The 21,412-nt window shown below is 62.6% G+C and carries 19 protein-coding genes; 3 read left to right on the top strand and 16 right to left on the bottom strand.

All coding sequences use genetic code 11. From position 1 onward, the window contains the following. Positions 1 to 16: 16 nt before the first annotated feature. The 7 genes from OH491_RS26725 to OH491_RS26695 all read right to left on the bottom strand — a co-directional run bounded on the left by OH491_RS26725 (position 17) and on the right by OH491_RS26695 (position 6,209). On the bottom strand, positions 17 to 589 hold the full coding sequence (locus tag OH491_RS26725; protein WP_068772832.1) for a hypothetical protein: 573 nt from the start codon (positions 587 to 589) through the stop codon (positions 17 to 19). A gap of 92 nt (positions 590 to 681) precedes the next feature. Next, entirely contained in the window at positions 682 to 1,716 is a 1,035-nt protein-coding gene (locus tag OH491_RS26720; RefSeq protein ID WP_068772833.1) for a hypothetical protein, read from the bottom strand. Continuing rightward, positions 1,716 to 1,973 carry a hypothetical protein gene (locus OH491_RS26715; RefSeq protein WP_068772834.1) on the bottom strand — a complete coding sequence of 86 codons (258 nt, stop codon included), beginning with the start codon at positions 1,971 to 1,973 and terminating at the stop codon, positions 1,716 to 1,718. The genes OH491_RS26720 and OH491_RS26715 overlap by 1 nt, the downstream gene beginning before the upstream one ends. Continuing rightward, positions 1,970 to 2,788 (bottom strand): hypothetical protein, encoded by an 819-nt coding sequence (locus tag OH491_RS26710; RefSeq protein ID WP_068772835.1) that lies wholly within the window; start codon positions 2,786 to 2,788, stop codon positions 1,970 to 1,972. Before OH491_RS26710 ends, OH491_RS26715 begins: the two co-directional genes overlap by 4 nt. 225 nt (positions 2,789 to 3,013) lie before the next feature. After that, entirely contained in the window at positions 3,014 to 5,521 is a 2,508-nt protein-coding gene (locus OH491_RS26705) for a hypothetical protein (RefSeq protein ID WP_068772836.1), read from the bottom strand. 125 nt (positions 5,522 to 5,646) lie between these two features. Beyond that, positions 5,647 to 5,970, bottom strand: a complete 324-nt coding sequence (locus OH491_RS26700) for a hypothetical protein (protein ID WP_068772837.1) — start codon at positions 5,968 to 5,970, stop codon at positions 5,647 to 5,649. Between the two features lie 2 nt (positions 5,971 to 5,972). Beyond that, on the bottom strand, positions 5,973 to 6,209 hold the full coding sequence (locus OH491_RS26695) for a hypothetical protein (protein ID WP_334319695.1): 237 nt from the start codon (positions 6,207 to 6,209) through the stop codon (positions 5,973 to 5,975). Positions 6,210 to 6,338: 129 nt separating this feature from the next. On the opposite strand from OH491_RS26695, the gene OH491_RS26690 reads away from it, so the two are divergent. Then, the gene (locus OH491_RS26690; RefSeq protein WP_068772838.1) at positions 6,339 to 6,809 is read left to right on the top strand and encodes a hypothetical protein; all 471 of its coding nucleotides are present in this window, start codon (positions 6,339 to 6,341) and stop codon (positions 6,807 to 6,809) included. After that, a complete protein-coding gene (locus tag OH491_RS26685) occupies positions 6,796 to 7,701 on the top strand; it encodes an AAA family ATPase (protein WP_084442666.1) in 906 nt (301 codons plus the stop codon). The genes OH491_RS26690 and OH491_RS26685 overlap by 14 nt, the downstream gene beginning before the upstream one ends. A 511-nt stretch (positions 7,702 to 8,212) precedes the next feature. On the opposite strand, the gene OH491_RS26680 is transcribed toward OH491_RS26685, so the two are convergent. The 5 genes from OH491_RS26680 to OH491_RS26660 all read right to left on the bottom strand — a co-directional run bounded on the left by OH491_RS26680 (position 8,213) and on the right by OH491_RS26660 (position 13,366). Next, entirely contained in the window at positions 8,213 to 8,539 is a 327-nt protein-coding gene (locus OH491_RS26680; RefSeq protein ID WP_068772840.1) for a thioredoxin family protein, read from the bottom strand. A gap of 36 nt (positions 8,540 to 8,575) precedes the next feature. Further along, positions 8,576 to 9,040 (bottom strand): flavodoxin, encoded by a 465-nt coding sequence (locus tag OH491_RS26675; protein WP_068772841.1) that lies wholly within the window; start codon positions 9,038 to 9,040, stop codon positions 8,576 to 8,578. Between the two features lie 31 nt (positions 9,041 to 9,071). Further along, positions 9,072 to 10,124 (bottom strand): ribonucleotide-diphosphate reductase subunit beta, encoded by a 1,053-nt coding sequence (locus OH491_RS26670; RefSeq protein ID WP_068772842.1) that lies wholly within the window; start codon positions 10,122 to 10,124, stop codon positions 9,072 to 9,074. Between the two features lie 63 nt (positions 10,125 to 10,187). Further along, positions 10,188 to 12,485: a ribonucleoside-diphosphate reductase subunit alpha gene (locus OH491_RS26665; RefSeq protein ID WP_068772866.1), complete on the bottom strand. Its 2,298-nt coding sequence runs from the start codon at positions 12,483 to 12,485 to the stop codon at positions 10,188 to 10,190. A 572-nt stretch (positions 12,486 to 13,057) separates the two neighbouring features. Further along, positions 13,058 to 13,366 (bottom strand): hypothetical protein, encoded by a 309-nt coding sequence (locus tag OH491_RS26660; RefSeq protein ID WP_148663225.1) that lies wholly within the window; start codon positions 13,364 to 13,366, stop codon positions 13,058 to 13,060. A gap of 383 nt (positions 13,367 to 13,749) precedes the next feature. Here OH491_RS26660 and OH491_RS26655 point away from each other — a divergent pair, with 383 nt between their 5' ends. Continuing rightward, positions 13,750 to 15,414 carry a putative transporter gene (locus tag OH491_RS26655; protein ID WP_068772843.1) on the top strand — a complete coding sequence of 555 codons (1,665 nt, stop codon included), beginning with the start codon at positions 13,750 to 13,752 and terminating at the stop codon, positions 15,412 to 15,414. On the opposite strand, the gene OH491_RS28370 is transcribed toward OH491_RS26655, so the two are convergent. From OH491_RS28370 to OH491_RS26630, 4 genes are all read right to left on the bottom strand, one after another. Beyond that, the gene (locus OH491_RS28370; RefSeq protein ID WP_425429209.1) at positions 15,380 to 16,030 is read right to left on the bottom strand and encodes an IS701 family transposase; all 651 of its coding nucleotides are present in this window, start codon (positions 16,028 to 16,030) and stop codon (positions 15,380 to 15,382) included. The genes OH491_RS26655 and OH491_RS28370 overlap by 35 nt on opposite strands. 435 nt (positions 16,031 to 16,465) lie before the next feature. Then, a complete protein-coding gene (locus tag OH491_RS26640) occupies positions 16,466 to 16,879 on the bottom strand; it encodes a type II toxin-antitoxin system VapC family toxin (RefSeq protein WP_068772844.1) in 414 nt (137 codons plus the stop codon). 3 nt (positions 16,880 to 16,882) lie between these two features. Then, on the bottom strand, positions 16,883 to 17,146 hold the full coding sequence (locus tag OH491_RS26635; RefSeq protein ID WP_068772845.1) for a type II toxin-antitoxin system Phd/YefM family antitoxin: 264 nt from the start codon (positions 17,144 to 17,146) through the stop codon (positions 16,883 to 16,885). 229 nt (positions 17,147 to 17,375) lie between these two features. Then, positions 17,376 to 21,407, bottom strand: coding sequence for a cobaltochelatase subunit CobN (locus OH491_RS26630; RefSeq protein WP_084442669.1), 4,032 nt, complete (start codon positions 21,405 to 21,407; stop codon positions 17,376 to 17,378). Positions 21,408 to 21,412: the final 5 nt, after the last annotated feature.

Genomic DNA, 21,412 nt, shown 5'->3' with positions numbered 1-21,412 from the left:
ACGCCGGAGAAAAGCGTCAGGAGGAAAGCTCGTAATACCATACGGCGAGAGGGAAGCGGCCATTGGCCGCAAGGTTGGGGTTGCGCGCGAAAGTGAATCGCGCAGTGAAGGCAGGCGCTTCGGTGAAAATCTGTTGTCCGACGCTGCCGGTGCGGAGCAGTTGCCCTTCCGCTTGGACGAGCACGACCTGCTCGCGTGTTTCCAGCACGGTGAGTTTCAGTACCTCGACCTTTTGGTGCAGTTTTTTGCGGGAAAACTCCTCCGCGCTCCCGGTCCAGTCGCTTTGTGCCTGTTGCAAGGCCTCCGGCAGGAAGAGCTTTTCGAGCAATTCCGGTTGATCAAATCCAGCGGGGTTGCGTTGCAGCAAGGCGAGGCAAGCCAGCAGCGCGTGCTGCTCATGCAGCTTGGCCGATTCCTCGAATGCCAGCAACGGGCTGATATGGAACGTGCCGCTGCCATCGAGCACGACGACACGTTCCCGGGTGCGGTAGGCCCGCACGAGCAGATACGGTTGCACGATGCTCAACACCACCGCAGCCGCCGCAACCAAGAACCAAAGCCGAGCGGCCACCGCGGGATTGACGAACATATCCAGCGGATGCCAAGCTCGGGGGACAGCCTTTTTGGGGTTGAGTCTTCCAGGAGGGGTCGAGGTTTCACGAAGGATTGTGCTCATACGTGTCAGATCGTGGTGTGGGGGACGGGCAGTTGGGCGGCGACCAAGACGGCTTGGGCGCGAGCATCACCTGTGGAGTTCGCTGGCGGCGGTGGGGGCGTTACCGGCGCGGGTGGCGGAGGCGGCGGCATCGTCGGGCCGCCTCTCGGTCCGGAATCGGAGCCGGCTTTGGCAACGATCGCAGGCAACGCCGCGCCGCCAGTCTTCACCGATTTGATCATCCACGCGATTTGCTGGATGGCATAGAGCTGCTGGAGACTGGAAGTTCCGCCCGTAGAAAGCGGCGAACCCGAACAGATCAATGCCTGCATCAGAAAAGGTGTGCCAAGCGTGCCGAGAATCAGCCACAAGGCGGCGAGCAGCGCGCCCAGAAAACTGGCAAACGATGCCGCATGAATTTCGCCCGGACCGATGCCGTGAGCGGCCGCCAGATTTTGCTGATAAGCCGTGAGCAGATGGTAGGCGACCAGTTCGGTGACTGCGAAACCCACCGGCCATGCCAGCACGGCGATGGTCTGCTGCACATATCGAACCGCGAGCGACGTGAGCGAGGGCACCAGCATGAGCCCGAGCGCAATCGGCAGGAACAAATAGCACAGGAGTTTGAGCAGGTATTGCAGCAGAAGAAAGGGGAGTTGCAGAAGGCTCGCGATCAGCACGATGAGCTTGGCGGCGGCCCAGAGGCTCGCGCGGTAGAGCGATTCACCGATGCGGCGCAGGCTGAACTCATCGGGGTTTTCCGCCACGCTGTCCCGCAACAGTGTGGCCGTTTGCATGGGATGCTCGGTGTAGCGTTCGTTCACCACATCCGCGAGGTTCAGAAAAATGCGTTCCGTGAACCCGAACCAGTGCGGCAGGGTCGCGATGATGCCGACCACGAGCACGGCCCGCACCAGTGGACGCACCAGACTTTCCATGTCGGCCCGCGCCCGGTGCACCTGCATCACGAGACCGATGACCGCGACGAAGAACACCACGAACCTCAAGGTGTCGGTGAGGCCAAGAATGGCGCCGCGCACGCCTGGAACAAAGTGCTCCATCAGTTGCGACCCTCCTCCGGCTTTTGGCGCCGTTCTTCCTGCCGGAGTTTCTCCATGGCTTGTTCAATCTCTTGGCGCGTGTAATCGGTGCGCGTATCGAGCGAGATGCTTTTCTGCCACTCGTTCATTGGGCGATGTCCGCCGCTGTCTGAGGCCGGGACCGTCGTGCGTGCGCGCTGGTTGTTCCGGTGCACGAGGTAGCCACAAAGGCCGAGGCCGGCCGCAAGGAAGAGGAGACCGAAAAACATTTTCTTCATGGGCGCGTATAGCTGTCCGGCGTGAGGCGCACGGAGCGCTGCCACGCATTCACCGCGCTGAGCGTCTGCCGCTCCTCCGCGATTTGCTTCTCGATCATATCCTGTCGCTCTTTGGCGGCCTGATTTTCGTTCTCGATCTGTTGGGCCTGTAGTTTTTCGCTCTCGTCCCGACGCCGCGCGGCGATCACGGCGAGTTGACCGTTGAGCGCGGCAACCTTGACGTTCAGCTTGTCAACCTCCGCTTGGGTCGGAGCCTGTTGCAAGGCGGCCAGCGACTGCGCCAGATCGGCTTGCAGGACGAGACGGCGCGATTCTGTTTCGTCGTGCACCCGGCTCAGGTTCTCCGCCTGCTGATCGACGGCCGCGTAGCGCCGGTAGGTCCCCGTCTGGCGCGTGAAACGCTGATTCAGCGTCGTGAGATCGTCGAGTTCACCGTAAATGCCCTCAGCGGTGCGACGCAAAGAGGCGGTCGCATCCGCCAAGCGGCGGACGGCTCGCAACGTCTCTCCATAGGTGCGGGCGAGTTCTTCGGGAGCGAGTTTGTCCATGACCATTTGCGAACCGGCCAGCGTGGGATCGCCCAGCACCTCGCGAATCCGCCGCTGCTCGGCGAGTTGATCTTCCAACTGGCGGATTTGCCGATTGAGTTTTTCCAGCTGGCTCGCCCACTGCCGGAGCGTTTCGACATGATTGGCGGCCTGGGCCGATTGAATCGCCGTGTTGATGACGGTATTGATCGGATCATTGACGATCCATTGGGCAAACGCCGCCGGCGCGCCGATAAAAAGAAGGATTAAAAATCGATATGGAGTCATGGGATGCGACGAATGGGGAGATAGTCCGTGGAGGGGTTGACGATAACGCCGTCCACGGTTCGTTCTGGACGAACGATGGGCAGAAGTTCGAATTCCGAAGAAACCGGAGCGGGCTTCTGCGCGGCCTGGATCGCCCAGTAACGAGCCTTGGCGGCTTGCGCTGTCGGGCTCTCGGGGGCAGAGGGCTTCGGCGCGGAAGCGCACCCGACGAGAAGGAGGATTACACTAAGCAACGAGAGCAGCAGTCGAGGTGATGGCATGGGCGGGCTCCGTGTTTTGGGCGGGAGGTTCAATGTGGCGCAGCGTGCCGCATTGCGGCGGCTGCGAGGTGGGGGCGAAATAGCACAACGCGGAATGGCGCTGCGCGGCGGGAAGCTGCTCGGGCAGCGGGTAATGTTGGATGACGTCGATGGCGCTTTCCGGCAGCGCGAGATCTGCGGCCAGGTCCGACAGGTCCCCCCGGTCGGATTGGCGCATGAGAAAAAATTGCTTGGCGTTGCCGATCACCGCCGGTCGTATGCGCGAGGTTTTGAAGCGCGCGTATTGCTGCACGATGCTCACGGCCCAACAATTGAACTTGCGGAGCTGGGCGTAACTTTCCGCGACGATCGTTTCTCCGCCTGGAACGTCGAGAAAACGGGCCACTTCCTCGAAGATGATCCGTTTCCTTTGGACACGCGGCAGCGCCAGGATGTGTTGCCGTGCAAAACCGGAAATGAGGAGTCCCGTGGCGGCCTTGAGTTCCACGGCCTGCTCGGGCACGTAGCCAAGCTCGAAATGCGCGACCGGACGGCGCAAGGAAACAGTGGTCACGCCATCGAAGAGCTGGCCGTAGGCGCCATCGGCGCTCCAGGCGCGAAGCAATGTTGCCAGCCGGTCGATTTCCTCCTTGGGGTGCTCGGGGAAACGAGCAAAGGCGAGCAGATCCACCAACGCACCGTGGGTGGGATGATCCTCGGGCGCGAAAAGTGCGCAAGCGGTCTGTCCGACCAGCCGTTCCGTCGTCGGATCTTGGGCGAACTGCGTGAGGTCCGCCTCGCTCAAGTCGGCGACGAATTGCTGCGCCTCCTCATCACCGGCGGCCCGTCGATCCCGCAGTTCGACAAACGCATCCAGCGGAGTCGTGCCGGCGGGCAGGCGCAGACGCCAGCGATGCGCCGCGCAGGCCAGTCGGCTGGCCTCCATCGCCCGCTCCGGATGGCGTCGCGCCCATTCGGTGAAGGCATCGCGGTAGAGCTGGTGCAGGTATTGGGTGAGCTGGGCTGATCGCAAGGCGAGACGCTCATCGCTTCCCGGAACTCCGATCATCCGTGACAGCAGGGCCACGGCGCTCGCGAGGTGAAGCTGCGTCAAGGGAAGTCCCTGCGTGTCGAGGTAGTTGATCGTCAATGCAGCGTCGGGATGGACGATGATCGGGGTTTCCCCGAGCGTTTCGGTAAAGGGACGATAGGAGAGCCCTTCCTCGATGATCACGGTATAGGCAAACAATGCCGCCGTCTGCATGAGCAGGTCGTGCATGACCGCCGACTTGCCGGCGCCGGTCATGCCGAGAAGCACGGCATGTTGCGGCGAACCGCCCACGGCAGTGGCGAGGCCCACGAGGTTTTGATGGCTGCCGTCGTAAATCGCCTCCGCAATGGCGAGCGCGCCGGTGAAAGTGGCGGAAAAGGGCAGCAAATCGGCGAGATAGTTGTCCTCGGCGTAGTGGTTGCGATGGCGATAGGAGGAATGAGTCCAGCCCGGCCAGGAGGCGAAAAAGAGCTTTTTGGCCGTCGTCGGAATGGCGCACTCGAAATATTGCGCGCCATCCATCGCATGAATCGCCGCCTGCATGGCCGTGATTTTCTCGCGCAGAGCCTCGCGGGTCGGCGCCCACAGCCGGATGATATAACCCACCTCGAATGGGCGGACGAAACCGCTGGCGAGGTTTTCGACTTTCCGCTCCTTCTTGCGCAGCGCCACGGCGAGCGAATGCCGTTTTTGGTCGGCGTACTCGCCAGCCAGCCGTTCGATGGCCTTTTCCTCCCGTCGGATTTCCCCGCGCGCGATCTCTGGAGTGATATTGACTGTAATACGATAATCGAGGAACGGCAGGCCGGTCAGATGGGTGATGATGCCCGACCGCGTCCGCTGGGGCCAGCGGTCGAGGGTGAGGATGGCATGATACTGACCGTCGAGGACGAAGCCGCCTTCGGGCTGGCCGACACCCTCGCTGAACCAGCATTGTTCCTGGATCGTGAGCCCGGGATCGAATCGGACAAACTGCTCGTTGTGCTCAGTTGCGGAAGGATTGAGAAAGTCACGCAGGTAGCGGCAGTGTTCCTCGTCTCCCATTGCCGTCACCGGAGTTTCCCCCTGAAAGAGGGTGCACAGGGTGTGGGCAAAATCCTCGAACTGCGCCTGTAATTCACCGATCACGGCCGCATAATGTGCCCGGAGTCCGCCGGGGGTTTGCGCGTTGCCGGCATACCGGGAAATCTCGATGGAAAGGAAGAGTGCTAGGCGCTCCCGTCGCAATGTCCGGGCCTGCATGCGCTCCCAATAGCGGATAAAACGTTCATTGCGCACTCGGCGGACACCGGGGTGAGTCACCTTCTGGGTGGCACCGTGATAGGCCAGCAGTTCGCACCGGTAGTCGGCGTCACAGGACCATTGCAGTTGCAGTCGGCGACCGGGTGTGGCCAACGCCAGGACGGCACGCACTTGGTCCTGAAAGGCATTGAGGCGAGCCACGCTGGCTCCCCTTTGGTCGGGCGGTTCGATCCAAAAACCCTTCGCGGCAATCGCGCCACGCTCAGGAAACCCATAAAGAATCAGCCCATCACAAAAGACTCCATTGGGAGCTTTGTCATGTGGTTTCATTCCACTACCCTCCCCTGTTCGGCAGCAATCCGCGTGAAATTACCGTTGCTCAAAAGCTGCTCCAGCAGGTCTCGATCATAGCCGGCCGGCTTGCCTTGTTTCAGCAACAGGATCCAGCCCAGGACACCGACCAACGGCACGGCGACGATGAAGCCGGCCAGGATAAAACCTACCTTGAACACCAAGGTGAGAATCGCGAACAACGCCAGCGCGCCGAGCATGGCGAGCAGAACCGGCAGATACAGATTGCCATCCAGTCCAAAGACGCGTCCTGCCGAGTCATCGGCTGCATTTGTCTCGGTATAGCGTAGATCGGCCATGGTCAGAAGCGGGGTGTAATCACGGCATCTTGGAGACCGAATATGCTGAATAGGGCGGCCATAATCGTGGCTGCCGCCGCGATGATGATGCCGGCCACGATGCCGGCTTTGCCGTCGGGGTCGCCTTTGCTGATGGCGTTGGCCCCCGACCAGATTTTAATCACTCCCCAGAAAAAACCGAACATGAAGAGAACGGCGAGGGCCAGGCCGAAGCCGTCTTTGAGCTGCTGGATCTGCACGAAAAGCGGCGAAGGAAGCACAAGCGCCGAGACCGTGGCAGAAGATGAGGGAAACAGTATCATTAACCCATAAACCCATAAGAAAATTGCCGCTTGTCAACGCTTATTTTATGGGTTTATGGGTTAAATATGAGTTCCGACACCTCGGTCCCTATCAAAGTCAGCTTCTCGTTCTACCCTTCCGACGTGGAAGCACTGAACACCCAGACGCTCGGGCTGCGACGCCTGGGTGCGGCCGTCCGTCGAGGCACGGTACTTCGGGCCTTGATTGAGCTCACCTCCGAAACCGAGATGTTCGCGGCCGCCGTCTTGCTCCATCGCGACTATGCGGCCAAAACTGGCCCGCGCGAAACTGACAATATCGCAGACATTCCCACGGTGGATCTGCCTCCCCGTTTGATCGAGAAGCTCGATCGGGTGATTACGGACCTTGCGGATAAAAACATCACCGCCAATCGTGCCTATGTCGTCCGTGCGACTCTGCGTACCGCACCCAAACCGGCGTCGTGGGCTCCGGCGGTGAAGAAATTCTTGAGGGATTTTCCGCGGCGCCCGCGCACCAAGTCGGCGGCCAAACCGAAACGGCATGGCAAATCGTGAACAGCTCCTCCGGCTCCAAGGAATTGAGGGGCATCTCCGCGCGCATTTACGTGGACAGGACCACGTGTTGCCCCGTCTGGCTGCGGTGTTCGTTCGCGGCGAACTTGGCCTGACGCGGACAGATCGGCCACGGGGTATTTTTCTCTCCGTCGGCCCGACAGGAACCGGTAAAACGGAGTCGGTTTTACTGGTTGGCCAATATCTCTTCGGAGAGAATTTGGTGCGGAGGTTCGACCTTTCCGAGTATCAGCGCCCCGATGCGATCGAACGCCTGCTGGGGGCCGATGGCTCGGAAGGCGGCGCGATTGGCCGGGCGGCGCACGGAGCAGAGCGCCGCATCTGGCTCTTCGACGAGTTGGAAAAGGCCCACCCCAAAGTTTTCGATCTGTTCATTCAGATGCTGGAACCCGGGCACCTCACGCTGGCCACCGGACAAGTGGTTTCGTTCCGCAATGACTACATCGCCTTCACCTCGAATCTTGGCGCGGCGGAAGCGATGCGCATGGTCCGATCGAGCCTCACCAGCATTGAACGGGCCGTGCTGCGGCGCGTAGCCGAATCCCTGCGTCCCGAAATCCTTGCCCGGATTCCGGACAAGTTCGTTTTCGGACGGTTGACGCCTGAGGTGCAGCGGGAAATCGCCGCATTGCACCTCGCGGCCGAGGTCAACCGTTTGCGATCCGTCGGATTCGACCTGGAGGTCTCCCGGGAGGTATTGGAATTTCTGATGCGCGAGGGATTTCATCCCCACCTAGGCGCGCGCCCCCTGCGGCAGACGATTGAGCACAATCTGCAGGACGCGGTGGCAGAGGCGCTGTTTTCTTATGGGATTGAAAGTGGAAAAATCTCGGTGAATCAGCAAGGGCGTCGATTACGCTTAATCCCGTCCTGAGTTACTTTTTCCGGGTTGAAGCCAAATATTTCGAGCTGCGTTGGTAGCCCCGCGAATCAACGGCAGAGTAAAATCGGGCATCTCGCAGGCTAATTGTAAGCGCCGAACCGGGGTGTCCGCACCTGATAAAATCCGGAACGCGACCTGCGCAATGCAATGGCGCAACTTATTGCTTAAGCGATGCGAGATTAGCCGAGCATCACCGAGGCGATTTGGAGCGCTCGCGTGAGCCCCCTCGTCCTTGAAAAAGATCGCGTTGTAAATCGACGCCTGTCGCGCGAGGCCACTCTAGGGTGCACACGCCTACTTTTATCTCGACGGCATCTGGCTGAAGCTCAGTTGTTGGGGCGGCGAAGTCAAAAACGTGAGCATCCTGGTGGCGGTGGGCGTGAACGCCGAGGGCTTCCCCGTCCACGGCGGTTTACGCGCCCCACCGGGGGCGCGATTTGAAAGAACAAGAAATAGACTCTGTTTCGCGATGCTTTTTCAAGCGGAACCAATGCCCCGGGCCTCAGGAGGAGAGAAGGGAGGCGATTTTTTCCGGGGGAATAAAACCGCTGAGCCGTGCGTTTTCCCGGGCGCCCTGGTAGAGGACAAGTGTGGGGGCCTGGCGGATGTTATGGGCGAGGAACAGCGACTCGCCGAGGTCTTCGAGCTTGAGTTTGGCGAGCGTGGTGGGCGCGAGGATTTCGGGGCTGGTTTGCACGAGTTTCTGGAAGGCGAGTTCGAGCATTTTGCAATTCACGCAGTTTTCCTTCCAGAAATCGGCGAGAAGGCGCGGCGTGGTTTGTTTCAGCGCTTCGAATTCGGCGGCGGTGGTGATGGCGATTGTCTGCATGGAAGCGGAGGGGATGCGGGAAACAGGCAGGGTGTGTCAGGCCGGGGAGGCGGCGGCGCGACGGGCGAGGACGGCGGCGACCCAGGCGGCGATTTGCCGGCGGGAGGAGTCGCCGGACGGCATTTGCTCAAGCTTCAGGAGCGGGTATTCAGTTTTGTAATACGCGGCGAGGCGGTCGAGGGCGCCGCAGAACCATTGCATGCCCCATTGGGTTTCGCCGGTGCCGAAGAGCGCGATGTTTTTTGGCTGGAACTCTGAGGGGAGCCTGGAAAGGCGGGCAACGAAGGACTTCATGCCGGCGGGCGTGCGGCCGAGTCCGCCCGTCCACGTGCCGAGGAGGTGGAGGTCGTATTGCATGGCGAGGACGGTGGGATGGTCGGCGATGGTGGAGACGCAGATTTCGGCGACGTCGTGCCCGCTGGCGGCGAGTTGCCCGTGCACGAGCCGGGATGCTTCGCGGGTGTTGCCGCTGAGGGAGTCGTAGGCAAGGAGGATGCGCATGGCCGGGATGGGCGAAGGCGGCGTGCGGGCGTCACAAGTCGTCGAAGCCGTTGTCCTGGTTCGTCTTTTTGTAGCTGGCGTTGCGCATCTCGAAGAAGTCGGTCTTCGTCTGCGTGAAGTTGTCGGCGTAGGCGCGAATCCAGGGCATGGTATTGTCTCCGAATTCTGGATACATCTCGGGAATGCCGAGCATGCCGAGCATCTTGTTGGCGCGGTATTTCACGTAGCCGACCATCTCGGCGACGTCGATGCCGTCGATGCCGGTTAGGACTTCCTCCGACCATTCGCTCTCCAGCTCGACGGCGTGGCGGAAGGCGGCGTGCGTGTAGTCGATGAGGGCGTCGGTCTGGAGTTCGGGGTTTTCGCCGAGGATGGCGCGGATGACTTCGCTGATGAATTTCGAATGCGCGAGTTCGTCGCGGTTGATGAAGCTGATGATTTTGCCCGTGCCGGTCATTTTGTTCTGGCGGACCAGATTGTAGAAATAGGCGAAGCCGCTGTAGAAGTTGATGCCTTCGAGGATGCTCGACTGGATGAGGGCGCGGACGAGGTGGGGCGCGGTTTTGCCGGTCATGAACGTGTCGTAAGCGTCCATGATGGGCTGGTTGCGCCTGATGATGGTGGGGTGGGTGCGGGCGAGTTCGAAGACGCGATTCTGCTCCTGGAGGTTGGTGATGGAGGCCAGGACGTAGGAGTAGCTCTCGTTGTGGATGACCTCCTGCTGCGCGATGATGGCGGTGTTGGCGTGGACGGCGGGATCGGTGACGTATTCGGCGACGTTGTAGATGAAGCGCGTCTGCGGGGAATCGAGGGTGGCGAGCAGGCCGATGATGGCGTTGTAGGCGTATTTTTCGCGTTCGGAGAGGAGCGGGTATTGTTTGGCGTCGCCTTTCATGTCCACCTCGTCGGGTATCCAGAAGTTGGTGGAGAGCTCCTTGTAGGCGCGGTAGAAGGAGGGGTAAGGGATGTCGTTCCAGTTGAGGATGCCGCTGGTGGCGCCGTTGATGATGGCGGTGGTGCGATTGGGGCTGAGCGGATCGAGGATCTTGATGCGGCGGAGGGGAGCGGTGGAGAGGTCGGGCATGGAATTAAGAATTAATAATTAAAAATTAAGAATTGTTGGGTGGGCGCTCTCAGCCTTCAGGCTCTAGCTGGAGCACCATTCGCATTCGTTGATGTCGATGTCGTTGGAGCGGACGTAATAGGTGGTCTTGAGCCCTTCACGCCAAGCGGTGAGGTGGAGTTCGAGGAGTTTGCCGGCCTTGATGGCGCTGGGGACGTAGAAGTTGAAGCTCTGCGACTGGTCCACGTGACGCTGGCGGCGCGCGTTCTGGCGGATGCTGGCGAACTGGTCGAGCTTGTAGGCGCCGCGTTCGTAGTAGGGATAGGTCTCCAGCGAGAGGTCGGGCGCGATGACAGGGCGGCGGTAGTCCTTCTTTTCCTCGTAATAAAACACGCTGAAGATCGGGTCGATGGAGGCGGTGGAGCCGGCGATTTGAGCGGTGCTCATATTGGGAGCGACGGCGATGAGCCAGGCGTTGCGCAGCCCTCCGTCGGACACGGCGGCGGCGAGTTTCCGCCAGCGTTCGGAGGTGTAGCCGCGGCGCTGAAAATACTCGCCGGTCTGCCATTCGCTGCCGCGGAAGGCCTTGCCCGGGCCTTTCTCCTTCGCGAGCGCGTGGCTGGCCCGGATGGCGATGTAGTTGATTTCCTGATACAATGCGTCGGCGTAGTCCTCGGCGGCGGGCGAGTTCCAGTCGATGCCCTTGAGCGCGAGGAGGTGGTGCCAGCCGAAGGTGCCGAGGCCGATGGCGCGGTATTTCTGATTGGTGATGGCGGCCTGCGGGACGGGGAGCCGGTTGAGGTCGATGACGTTGTCGAGCATGCGGACCTGGATGTCGATGAGGCGTTCGAGCGTGGGGCGCTCGGTGATGAGCTCGGCGTTTTTCTCGTCGGCGGTGACGGCGCGCGCGAGGTTGATGGAGGAGAGGTTGCAGACGACGAAGTCGCCGGCCTTTTTCGTGGTGACGATCTGGTCCCCGCTGATGATTTCCTGGATGACGCGGGTGGGGCTCATGTTTTGCAGGATCTCGGTGCAGAGGTTGCTGGAGTAGATCATGCCGAGGTGCTTGTTGGGGTTCATGCGGTTGACCTCGTCGCGGTAGAACATGAAGGGCGTGCCGGTCTCAAGCTGGCTGAGCATGATGCGCTTGGCGATGTCGATGGCCTTGACGATCTTCTTGCCGATGGTCTCGTCGGAAACGAGTTCCCGGTATTTTTCCCGGAAGGTGCCGGAGCCTCGCCGCTCGTCGTAGAAATCTTGGAGATACCAGCCTTTCTTCTCATGCACCTCGTGCGGGTCGAAGAGATACCAGTCGCCGCGGCGTTCGACGGCCTCCATGAAAATGTCGGGGATGCAGACGGAGGTGAAGATGTCGTGGGCGCGGAGGCGCTGGTCGCCGTTGTTGAGGCGGAGGTCGAGGAAGGCTTCGATGTCCTTGTGGAAAACGTCGAGGTAAACGGCGATGGCGCCCTTGCGCTGGCCGAGCTGGTCAACGCTGACGGCGGTGTTGTTGAGCTGCTTGACCCAGGGAATGACGCCGCCGCTGGCGCGCGCGACGCCGCGGATGGCGGAGCCGCTGGAGCGGATGAAGCCGAGGTAGGCGCCGACACCGCCGCCGTGTTTGCTGACGCGGGCGCAGTCGGTGTTGCTGTCGTAGATGCCCTGGAGCGAGTCGTCCACGGTGTCGATGAAGCAACTGGAGAGCTGGCCGCCGCGCTTGCCGGCGTTGGTGAGCGTGGGCGTGGCCACGGTCATGTAGAGGTTGCTGAGCGCCCAGTAGGCCTCGCGGACGAGGGCGAGCCGGGTGGCGCGCGGCTCGTTTTGCATGAGGCAAAGCGCGATGGTGAGCCAGCGTTCCTGCGGAAGCTCGTAGACTTCGCCGAGCTCGGGACTGGCGAGATAGCGCGTGGCGAGCAGGTAGAGGCCGGGGTAGTTGAAGAGTTTGTCTTTCTCCGGGTCGATGAGGAGGCCGGCCTCGATGAGTTCGTCCTTCGAATAGGCGCGGAGAATATCGCCGGAATAAATCCCGCGCCCGGCGAGGCTTTCCTGAAGGCCGACGTAGGAGCCGTAGCGGTCGTCGGCGTCGTAGAAGCGGTTTTTGCTGGCTTTCTTATAGAGCTTGTTGAGGTAGAGGCGCGCGGCAAACGCGTCCCATTGCGGCAGGTGGACGTCGGTGCGCGACTCGGCTTCGCGGATCATGTGATCGATCAGGTCGTCAGCCGCGAAATCGTCGCGCGTGCCGATGAAGGCGAGGAGCTTTTGCTTGTAGTCGGCGAGATCGAGTTGGGGAAACTCGGCGTGGATTTGATCGAGGTAGCGGCTGATGCGCGTCGCGTCGAAAGGGAGGCGGCGTTTGCCGTTGTCCTTGACGATATAGGTCATGCGGGAAGAGGGCGGCGGAGGGATTGAAGAAGGCGCGGAGACAGGAAAACCGACCGTGCCGGTGCGCGGGCGCGCGGAGGCATGGTTCGGTGCCGGATGGGCGGGCGGACCTGCGGCGATGCCGGGGGATGTGGTCGCGCCGGTGTGGCCGCCGGGCGGCGGGCGCGCTGCGGAAATGTCCGCGTGGTTTGGCGCGTCGGGGTGTCGGACGGCCGCGTCAGTGGCGGCCGCGTCCGGAACGGTGCGGGTTGGCATGAAGTCCTTTCATTCGTGCGATGAGGGAGCGGTTTTCGGTTGGTTTCTCTGGCGTGTGCAGCCGGGTGTTCGGACTCCGAGTTTTTCCGCGCGGCGCCTGCTTGAGGAACCTGGCGCGGACCCCATCCCTTCGTCTTGACCGAACTGGCGCGCGCGACTGTGCGCGGCCTTTTCCGGCTGTGCTTTGCTTCCCGAAACTGCCATGCGGCGCGCTGGCGGCGCGGAATGGTGGTGTCTGGAAATTGGGACGAGTGACTCGATACCGCAGCGCGACTGTCGCCGATTCTCACGGCATTCCCCGTCCGCTGCACATTTTGTCATTTATCAAAAAACAGGGGGCGAATGAGCGACGGCAATGCCCGGAAGTCAAGTGGCATGTCGCGGGTTTTTGCAGCAGGCTTACAGGCAGGGAAATGCGCATGGGCATCGGCGCCGGTGTTCTGCCGGTTTATCCGCCGCAGGCGTGTGAATGGCAATTTGTGCGGCGAGAAAGTCCTTGCACGCCACCGGTGCGAAACCGATAATTCGCCCCGTTCTTTTTCACACCATCCCCGGCAGCGGGAAAGGCCGTGCAAACCGGCCACAGTCGCGCTGCGGTTACGGGTGACATTGTCCACCGGACGCATTTCGAGAACACGCGCTCCGGGCAACGCCAATCCTCTCGTCTGCGAGCGGGTGAAGGCCGGCCAATGGCTGGAGCGCGCCACACGCGTCTCCTGAAGCCCGGAGTCCGAACATCCCTGCCGGCGGCAACGCAATCCGGCCATCGCCCCGTCCCAACGGCGAGGCTTGGCCGACTTTACTTCATCGCACGAATGAGGCTGCTACCCACACCCGGCGGACGGTCTTCCGGCCTTCCGTTCTCGTCCCGCATATCCGCGGGCGTTTATCCATTCATCATCGCGTGCGCCGCCCGTTTCAACCCCGGGCGGCGCCGTTGTTTGCCTGTCGAAATGTATCTGGATACAGGATACACGGCGTCCCTTGTCCCGGCGAGAGGCGGTGCGGCATGAACGCGTGGCTTCGCTTCTGGGAGCACTCGACCGCGGGGCACCAGCTCATCGCGTTTGCCTTGGTCGCGGCGGGCGGGCTCGCGCTCAGCCGGTTGAGAATCGGCAAGGTGAGCGTCGGCATCGCCGGCGTGTTGTTCGCGGGGCTCGTTTTCGCGCGGTCAGGGGTGAGGGTGGAGCATCACGTGCTCGAGTTCATTCGCGAGTTCGGGCTGATCCTGTTTGTCTTTTCCATCGGACTCCAGCTCGGCCCCGGCTTTTTTTCGTCGCTGCGCCGCACGGGGCTGAAGCTCAATCTGCTGGCGGCGGGCAATGTCCTGCTCGGCGTCGCGGTCTGCGTGGTGATTCTGCACCTCTCAGGCATGCCGCTGCCGGTGGCGGCGGGCCTGCTGTCCGGCGCGACGACCAACACCCCCAGCCTCGCCGCCGCGCAACAGGCGCTCGTCGAGATCGGCGCGGGCGACGAGGCCGTGCAGACGCAGGGCGTCGCCTACGCGCTGGCCTATCCGTTTGGCGTGTGCGGCGTGATCATCGCCATGTTCGCGGCGCGGAGGTTCGTCGCGCGTCGGCTGCCGGCCAGCGGCGCGGCCGAGGCGGCCTCGCCGATGGCCCGGGAGGAGCCGAAAGTCGGGCGCGCGAACCTGGAGGTGCGCAACCCGGGGCTGGCGGGCTCCACGATCGCCGGTTCCTTTGCCAAGGTGCGCGGGTTGAATGTCTCGCGCCTGCGGCGCGGCGACACGCTTTGCGTGCCTACGCCCGCCCATGTGCTCGCCGCCGGCGACCAGTTGCTCGTCGTCGGCCTGCCCGACGCGCTCGCGCAGGCGCGCATGCTAGCGGGCGGCGAGGCGGCGCAGGATTTGCGCGAACTGGACGGCCCGGTGATCAACCGCCGGGTGATCGTCACGCACCGCGAGGTCATCGGGAAGAACTTTACCACCCTCCAGTTGCAGGCGCGTTTCGGCGTGGCCGCCACGCGCTTGTCACGCCATGGCATGGAATTCGCGCCAGAGCCGGGGCTGCGCGTGCAGTTCGGCGACATTCTCACGCTCGTCGGCACCTCCGACGCCATCGCCGAGACGGCGCGCCTGCTCGGCGATTCGCCCAAGGAACTCGACCACACGCGCGTGGGGCCGTTTTTTCTCGGCATCCTCTTGGGCGTCCTACTCGGCATGGTGCCGGTAGCGCTGCCGGGATTGCCCGCGCCGGTGCGGCTCGGACTCGCGGGCGGGCCGCTGGTCGTGGCGATTCTGCTCGGCCGCCTCGGCAGCATCGGCCCGATGGTTTGGTATGTGCCGCCGAATGCCAGCCTCGCCCTGCGCGAGATCGGCATCGTGCTTTTCCTCGCCTGCGTGGGGCTCAAGTCGGGCGACATGTTTTTCCAGTATCTGTTCAGCGTGCAGGGCCTCGGCTGGATGGCACTGGGCACCGCGATCACGCTGGTGCCGGTGATGTTCACCGCGTGGATGGCGCGCCGCTTCGCGCGCCTGCCGCTACCGGAGACCTGCGGGTTGCTCGCGGGGTCGATGACCGATCCGCCCGCGCTCGCCTTCGCCCAGCAGACCCACGAGGGCACGGGCACGTCCGTCGCCTACGCGACCGTGTATCCGCTCGTCATGCTGCTGCGCGTGCTCACCGCGCAAATGCTGGTGTTTTTCGCCGCGTGACGCGCCTCACCGCGCGGCCAGCGGCAGCACCACGGGGCTGCCGCTGGCGGAGTGGGCGAACACTTCCAGCCGCCCGCCATACACCGGGCGCAGTATCTCCTCGCGCAACACCTCGGCGGACGTCCCCGTCACGCGCAGCCCGCCTGGCACGAGCAGCGCCACCCGGTCGGCCACGCCGTGCCGGATTGAGGGTGGCCACGGCTTCGGCCGGCCACGCGGCGATATTGCCAAGAACTTGAGCCACGTAGGGCTCCTGCCGTTTATCCAGTTCCGCCAGCAGGGGCTGCACGACTCCGTAGCCAGCATCGAAGACGATGGCCTGATAGGCCGGCAACTGCGGCTTCATCTCGTCGAGCAAGGCGAGTGCGATGCGCCATTTTTCCCGGAACGCCTGCGCGTGCGCAGGCACCCCCGCCCTGATCATCCGCCCGGGATCATCAGTCCACTCGGGCGGAAGATAGAGTTGGGCAGTGAGCGGCCAGTGCAGGCCGGCGCCCGTCCAATGCCAGGTCACCACGCTCTGGCAATTGGCAATCTTGCCCGAGGCCCCGCAATACTGGCGGGCGACTCCGACCGAGTGGCGGCCCTGCTTGGGCAGGCTGGTGTCATCGAGCACCAGCACTCCGCCGGCCTAGGCTCGCCGGCCCATGTGCTGGCGCAGCCGGTGCAGCACAGCGGCATGGTCCCACGGGCTCTGGTTGACGAACTGCTGGAGCACCTGGTCGCTCCCGCCGACGCGGACCGCCAGCGGTTCGATCGACTTGCACTCTCCCTCCCGCAACAAGCCCTCCAAATATTTGCCGCACCATGGCGGCGTTCGCTGCGCCCCAGTTCTTCGGCGAACTCCTCCACGAAGCCCTGCAATTGCTGTCGGATTACCGCAATCTGCTTGGCTGTCATCATGCCGACAGGCGGTCAGTCAGCAGCAACAACTCAAGTATTACTTAACGGAGTTGTGCTAATTCCCAAATTGATAAAACTCAGTCTGCCTCATCATCCTTTTCTGTGAATGCTCAAGCCAGCGAAAAGGCCATCCCGGATAGGCTTTGAGTCATGAGAAAATAGCAACGCCAGCCGCCTTGGCTGCTTTCGCGAGGGCACTATCCGAGGTTGCGAGAGATGCACCACGGCGCATGGCAAGTTCCAGATAGGCCGCATCGTAGATTGTGAGACCGTATTGACGCGCAAGTGCGGCTGTATCGCTGACCGCATGCTGGGCGGTTTCATCGTCCGTTACGACAGGCAAAGCCGCAACCAAGTGGAGCGCCTCCGTGATGTCGGCTTGCGATGCGCGCTTTCGCCTTTCCGCCATAATAAGACCATTGGCCACCTCCACGCACCAATGCGCAGGAACTATTGTGGAAATCCCATTTTCCACGGCTTCAAGAGCCTTAAGGGCAATGTCCGGTTGCTCATCAGTGAGCAGAAAACCAAGCGCCGTGGAGCCGTCGATTACAAGAGTCATCGGTCAGATACGCCGGCCAGCGTTGATGAGATCCTTGGTCGTTTCGCCCTTGGGCAGCGTGAGCTTGGCCCGGAGCGCCCGTATTCTGGTGAAAACAGAGCGATCAATGCTGGGTTGGTTATCGGGGATGAGGCGTGCCACGTTGCGAGCGTGGCGGGTGATAACGATCACTCGACCACGCTCAACTTGATCGAGCAACTCGGGCAGTTTGGTTTTGGCCTCGTAGGCACCGACTGTTTTTGAAGGCTTTGCAGAGGATGTGATCATAGCAAATAAGACTGGTCTAACGACTGGTCTGAAAGGGCTAAATGTCAACTAAATTCGCAAACAAGGTAATCCCGGAGGAGACATACGGTGGTTAGGTTACTCGCACTTGGTCACACCCAGTCATCGTGCCACATCCAGACCAACAAGGGCAAATAGTTCGGAATTCATGCACCAACTCTTACAACTTTCCTAATAATGCAAGCTAGGGCTACCGCAGCGGAATATAGGTTCAATTTGCCGGGCGGCGAAACCATCCGAAAAGAAGGAGGCACAATGCTGTGATTGCAGTCAGCCAGAGAGTTCGATGCGATGCCGTCATGCCCACATCTGAAGCTATCGGCGTGCGGGAGACCTCCTCCAGCACGCGACCCTGCACGCTTACCGTGCCTTCAGGCGGCGGCGAGCCGGGAGTCGCGGGTGCTGCCGCCGTCGGGGTGGGCGCGGCCGCTGATGGGGCGGTCGCTGGCGCGGGTGCGGCCGGGGCGCGACCCGTGACGTGATCGAGTGCCGCCTGGTAATTCTTGACGAGTTCCGCAGCGTCGGGTGCTCCCGTCAGCGACTGGCCGATGAACTCGGTGAGCGCCTGATTGCGGCACACTCCGGCCTCGCACACGGCTCCGTGATCAATGGCCGATTGCGCGAGGCGACGGGCGACTTGAGCCAGATCAGCGGCGGAGGCGTTCCAGTGACCGCGCTTCGCGGCGCCAAGCAGGTTGGAGAGGAGCACCTGTTGAGCGTGAGGATTGTAACGTTCGAAAAAAGCATCGAGGTCGAGGCCGAGTTTGTCGTCGACATAGACGGCCTTCACCTCCGCCCAGTCGGCGGTGCCGACGGTCTGGGTGGCGGTGCTGTCCCACAAATCGAGATGATCGGTCATGAACATCATAGTCCGGGCTCCATCGTAGCCGTGAGCCTTCATTTCGTTGAGCCATTTCGGATTGAAATAACGCGCGCGCAGTTCGGTCTGGAGCGCACGGCTGGCGGGTTCGATGGAGGTGTCGCGTGCATCGCGCAGGTTGCTCACGTAAAGATCAACGTCGCGTCCGGTGACGGCTTTGGCGGCGAGGTTGAGCCCGCCAAGAAACCCGGCCGACATGGGATGGTCGAGCAGGCCGTTGACATTGCTGGTGCGCGAGAGTGTGGCGGCATCGATCGCGCCGACATTTTGCTCAAAGGCGGCGCGAGCCGGCTCGCCGTAAAGGCCACCGCCGTAGGCATGACTCAGGCGCCGGGTGTAAAGATCGGCCATGCGGGCCTCGTCCCCACGCTGGTCGCCGGATTTGGCGAGAAACTGGATGCTCGGCGAATAGGCGTTGGGCGCGGGTGAGAACACGCGGGCAAGGGCGAGGGCGTTGGCGCGGGCGGGATCGGTTCCGAGCACCTTGAGCTTTTTTTCCGTGGTGTCGGTGGCAAGGGACACGGGATTGTCGGCCTCGGGGCTGGCGGCGGCCAGGCGCACGGCGGCGGCGATGAGATCGATCTTGTCGGGATAGCCGTCACGGTATGCGCCGCTGGTGGTGGCGAGCACGTCGACGCGAGGCCGCCCCAGTTCCTCGCGGGGAATAAGCTCCACCCCGGTGACCTGTCCGCGTTCGTTGCGGACGGCGCGGGTGCCCAGCAGGTGGAGAATCTGCGCCTCGGTCACGCCATTATTTTTGGCGATTTCGGCGGACCAGAGGACAAAGGCGAGTTTGGTGGGATAAGCTCCGCCGTGTTTTTCCCGATGCGCGGCGATCAATGCCTCGGCCTGCTTCACGCCGATGGCCTCGGCTTCGGGTGTCGGCACGGCCGACTGGTCAAAGTTGTAGAGCGAGCGGCCGGGCGGAACCGAATCCGGACGCCGGATCGGTTCGTCCATCGGTCCGGGATCGATATAGGAGCCTTCGAGCGCGGCCAGCAGCGAGGCCAGCTCGCGCGGGGCCTCGCGGAGGCGTCCGGCATAATCGACGGCGAGCCTCAATTGCGCCTCGGCTTCCGGGGTGACGGCGCAACCGTGCGCGGCGAGCGCCTCGGCTGGAGCGGTGCCGTCCGCAACCACTGCGGAAACCAGGGATCGGGCGGTCTCGCCGGATGTCGGCGCGGCACCGGCGGGGCGGGCGAGTGTATCCAAAAAATTGTGACCAAGCATGGCCGTGACCATGTCGGAGAGCGCGGGGCCGGAGGGGATCTCGCCGAGCACCCGGGTGCCGTGCGGCGCGTGGGCGCGTTCCAAATCGGCCAGATAACGATTCAGGGCTTCAATGAGTTTCCCGAACGGAGCGGCGGTAATGTCGAGCGGAGCGAGGGCACGGTCGAGTCCGTTGCGGACGATCTCTTTTCGGATCACCGACTCGGCCTGCGCGCGCAGCCCGGGATCGGGCTGCTCCTCGTAGCGGGCGAGTTGGGCCTTCAACTCCGTGAGTGGGAGCCCGGCGTCGGCCGGCGTGACGATGTTGTACCAACTCACCGTCTGGGCCATGGCTTTGCGCTTGTTGCCGATGCTGCCGTTCGCGCCCAGTCGCTCCGGATGGATGTGCGGGAGATTCCCCAGCAGGATGCCGATGTGGTCGTCCGCCGCCTTGCCGGGCTGGAGCACGATGTTGGAGAAGAGGCTGACCCAGGCGTCGGCCTTCCATTCGCGTTGGAGCCAGAGGAAGAACGCGAGGTACTGGTGATGGGGCGGCAGGGCGCCGGCTGACATGAGCGCCCGATTGCTCTGGAGGTAGCCCCAGTCGGGATGCGGCGCGATGAGGATGTTGCCGAGCTGGATCTTCGGGAGGACGAGAAACCGGTTTCCGTTGTCGTCGGTGTGCACCATGATGTCGCCCGGCGGCGGACCCCACATCTCGACGATCTCCGCCCGGCGGGCGGCGGGCAGCTCGTCGAACCAGGAGCGGTAAAGCGCCTCCGGCAGGAGCGCGACCTCGGCATTCTTCACGCGCGCGGCAAGTTCGCCCGGAGCCCAGTTGCCGACATTCGAGGTTTCCCGGGACATCCGCGCCACCAGGCCGTCGCGATCGGGCATGGCGTCCGGCCCCGTGTCGTAACCGCGCGCCCGCATTTCACGCAGCAGGCTCACTAGGCTGGCGGGCACGTCGAGGAAATCGTCCGGATCGCCGCCGACATTGGCCTTGCCTCCGCCTTCGCTCCAGTAGGTGAAGACGATGCGTTTTTCCGCGTTGGCCGCGCGATGCAGCCGCGCCCAGGCGACGGCGCGATCGGCGCGCCATTCGATCTGGGCGGGAAAGGGGACGCTGCGGCGATCCAGTCCGGACGCGTCGTTTTTTCCGGCCACCACCATCGGCTCGATCCCGCCCGCGCGTTCCGCATAAATGACGAAAGGCGTCAGGCCCGGGTGGATGGCGCTGGGCGCCTCCGCAAACTGCCGCTCCGTCAGCCGGTATTGGGTGAGGGCTCCGAGGATGGGCACATTCATCTGCCGCAGTGGAGCCAGCCGTTCTTCTTCGTTTTGGTCGCTAATAAAGCTCTCTCCCATGGTGAGGAGCACGTCGATGACGGGTCTCCCGCCGCGCATGAGCAGGGTGGTAAAATCCGGATTACCTCGCCGCATGAGGGCGAGCACGTTGTGCCCTCGTTTTTCGATCGCTCGCACGAGCGCGTCGACTTGGGCGTGATTGCCCGAGCGATACGTCGCCATGTGAAAATAAATGCCGATGGTAAGCTTGGCCGGATCGAAGACATGCGCGCCCGGTTCACCTTGGCGCCGGCCGTACCAGGCGAGCGCATCGTCCAGCGTGGAAAAGAAGGCGGGGGCGTCGGGATGATAAAACGCGACCGGCGGATACACGATGGGCGCGGGAGCCTCGCCGCCGGGCAGTGGACGATCGAGCACCCGCCTGACGAGATAGCGTACGAGTCCGCGGTAGTTGTCCTGCGAGGCGTTGGCCCAGTAGGTTTCGAGCCAAGGGTGCTCGGCCAACGAGACGTTGCCGGTCAGTTTGGCCGTGGGATTGACCACGACGACCCTGGTCCGGTCCCTCGCCGCAACGAAACGGGCGAGGTTTTCTTCACCCTCGTCGGAGCCGTCGATGAAGATAAGATCAAACGAACCGAGATCGACATCCGGCGTGAGGGCGTCTCCGCCTGAACCCGGAGCAAACAGCGACAGTTCAACCTCGGGCGCGAGCGATGCGGTCGCACGCCGAATGGTATCAGGCCCGGTGCTTTCGCCACCGGCATAAACGAAGGCCAGGCGCACTGGCTCGGCGGAAAGCAAGGAGTGGAGAAGGAGGCACACAGACAGGGCGAGTAATCGGGTCATATTAA

Source organism: Termitidicoccus mucosus, from assembly GCF_038725785.1.
GTDB lineage: Bacteria > Verrucomicrobiota > Verrucomicrobiia > Opitutales > Opitutaceae > Termitidicoccus > Termitidicoccus mucosus.
This window is presented reverse-complemented; position numbering and strand designations above follow the sequence as displayed.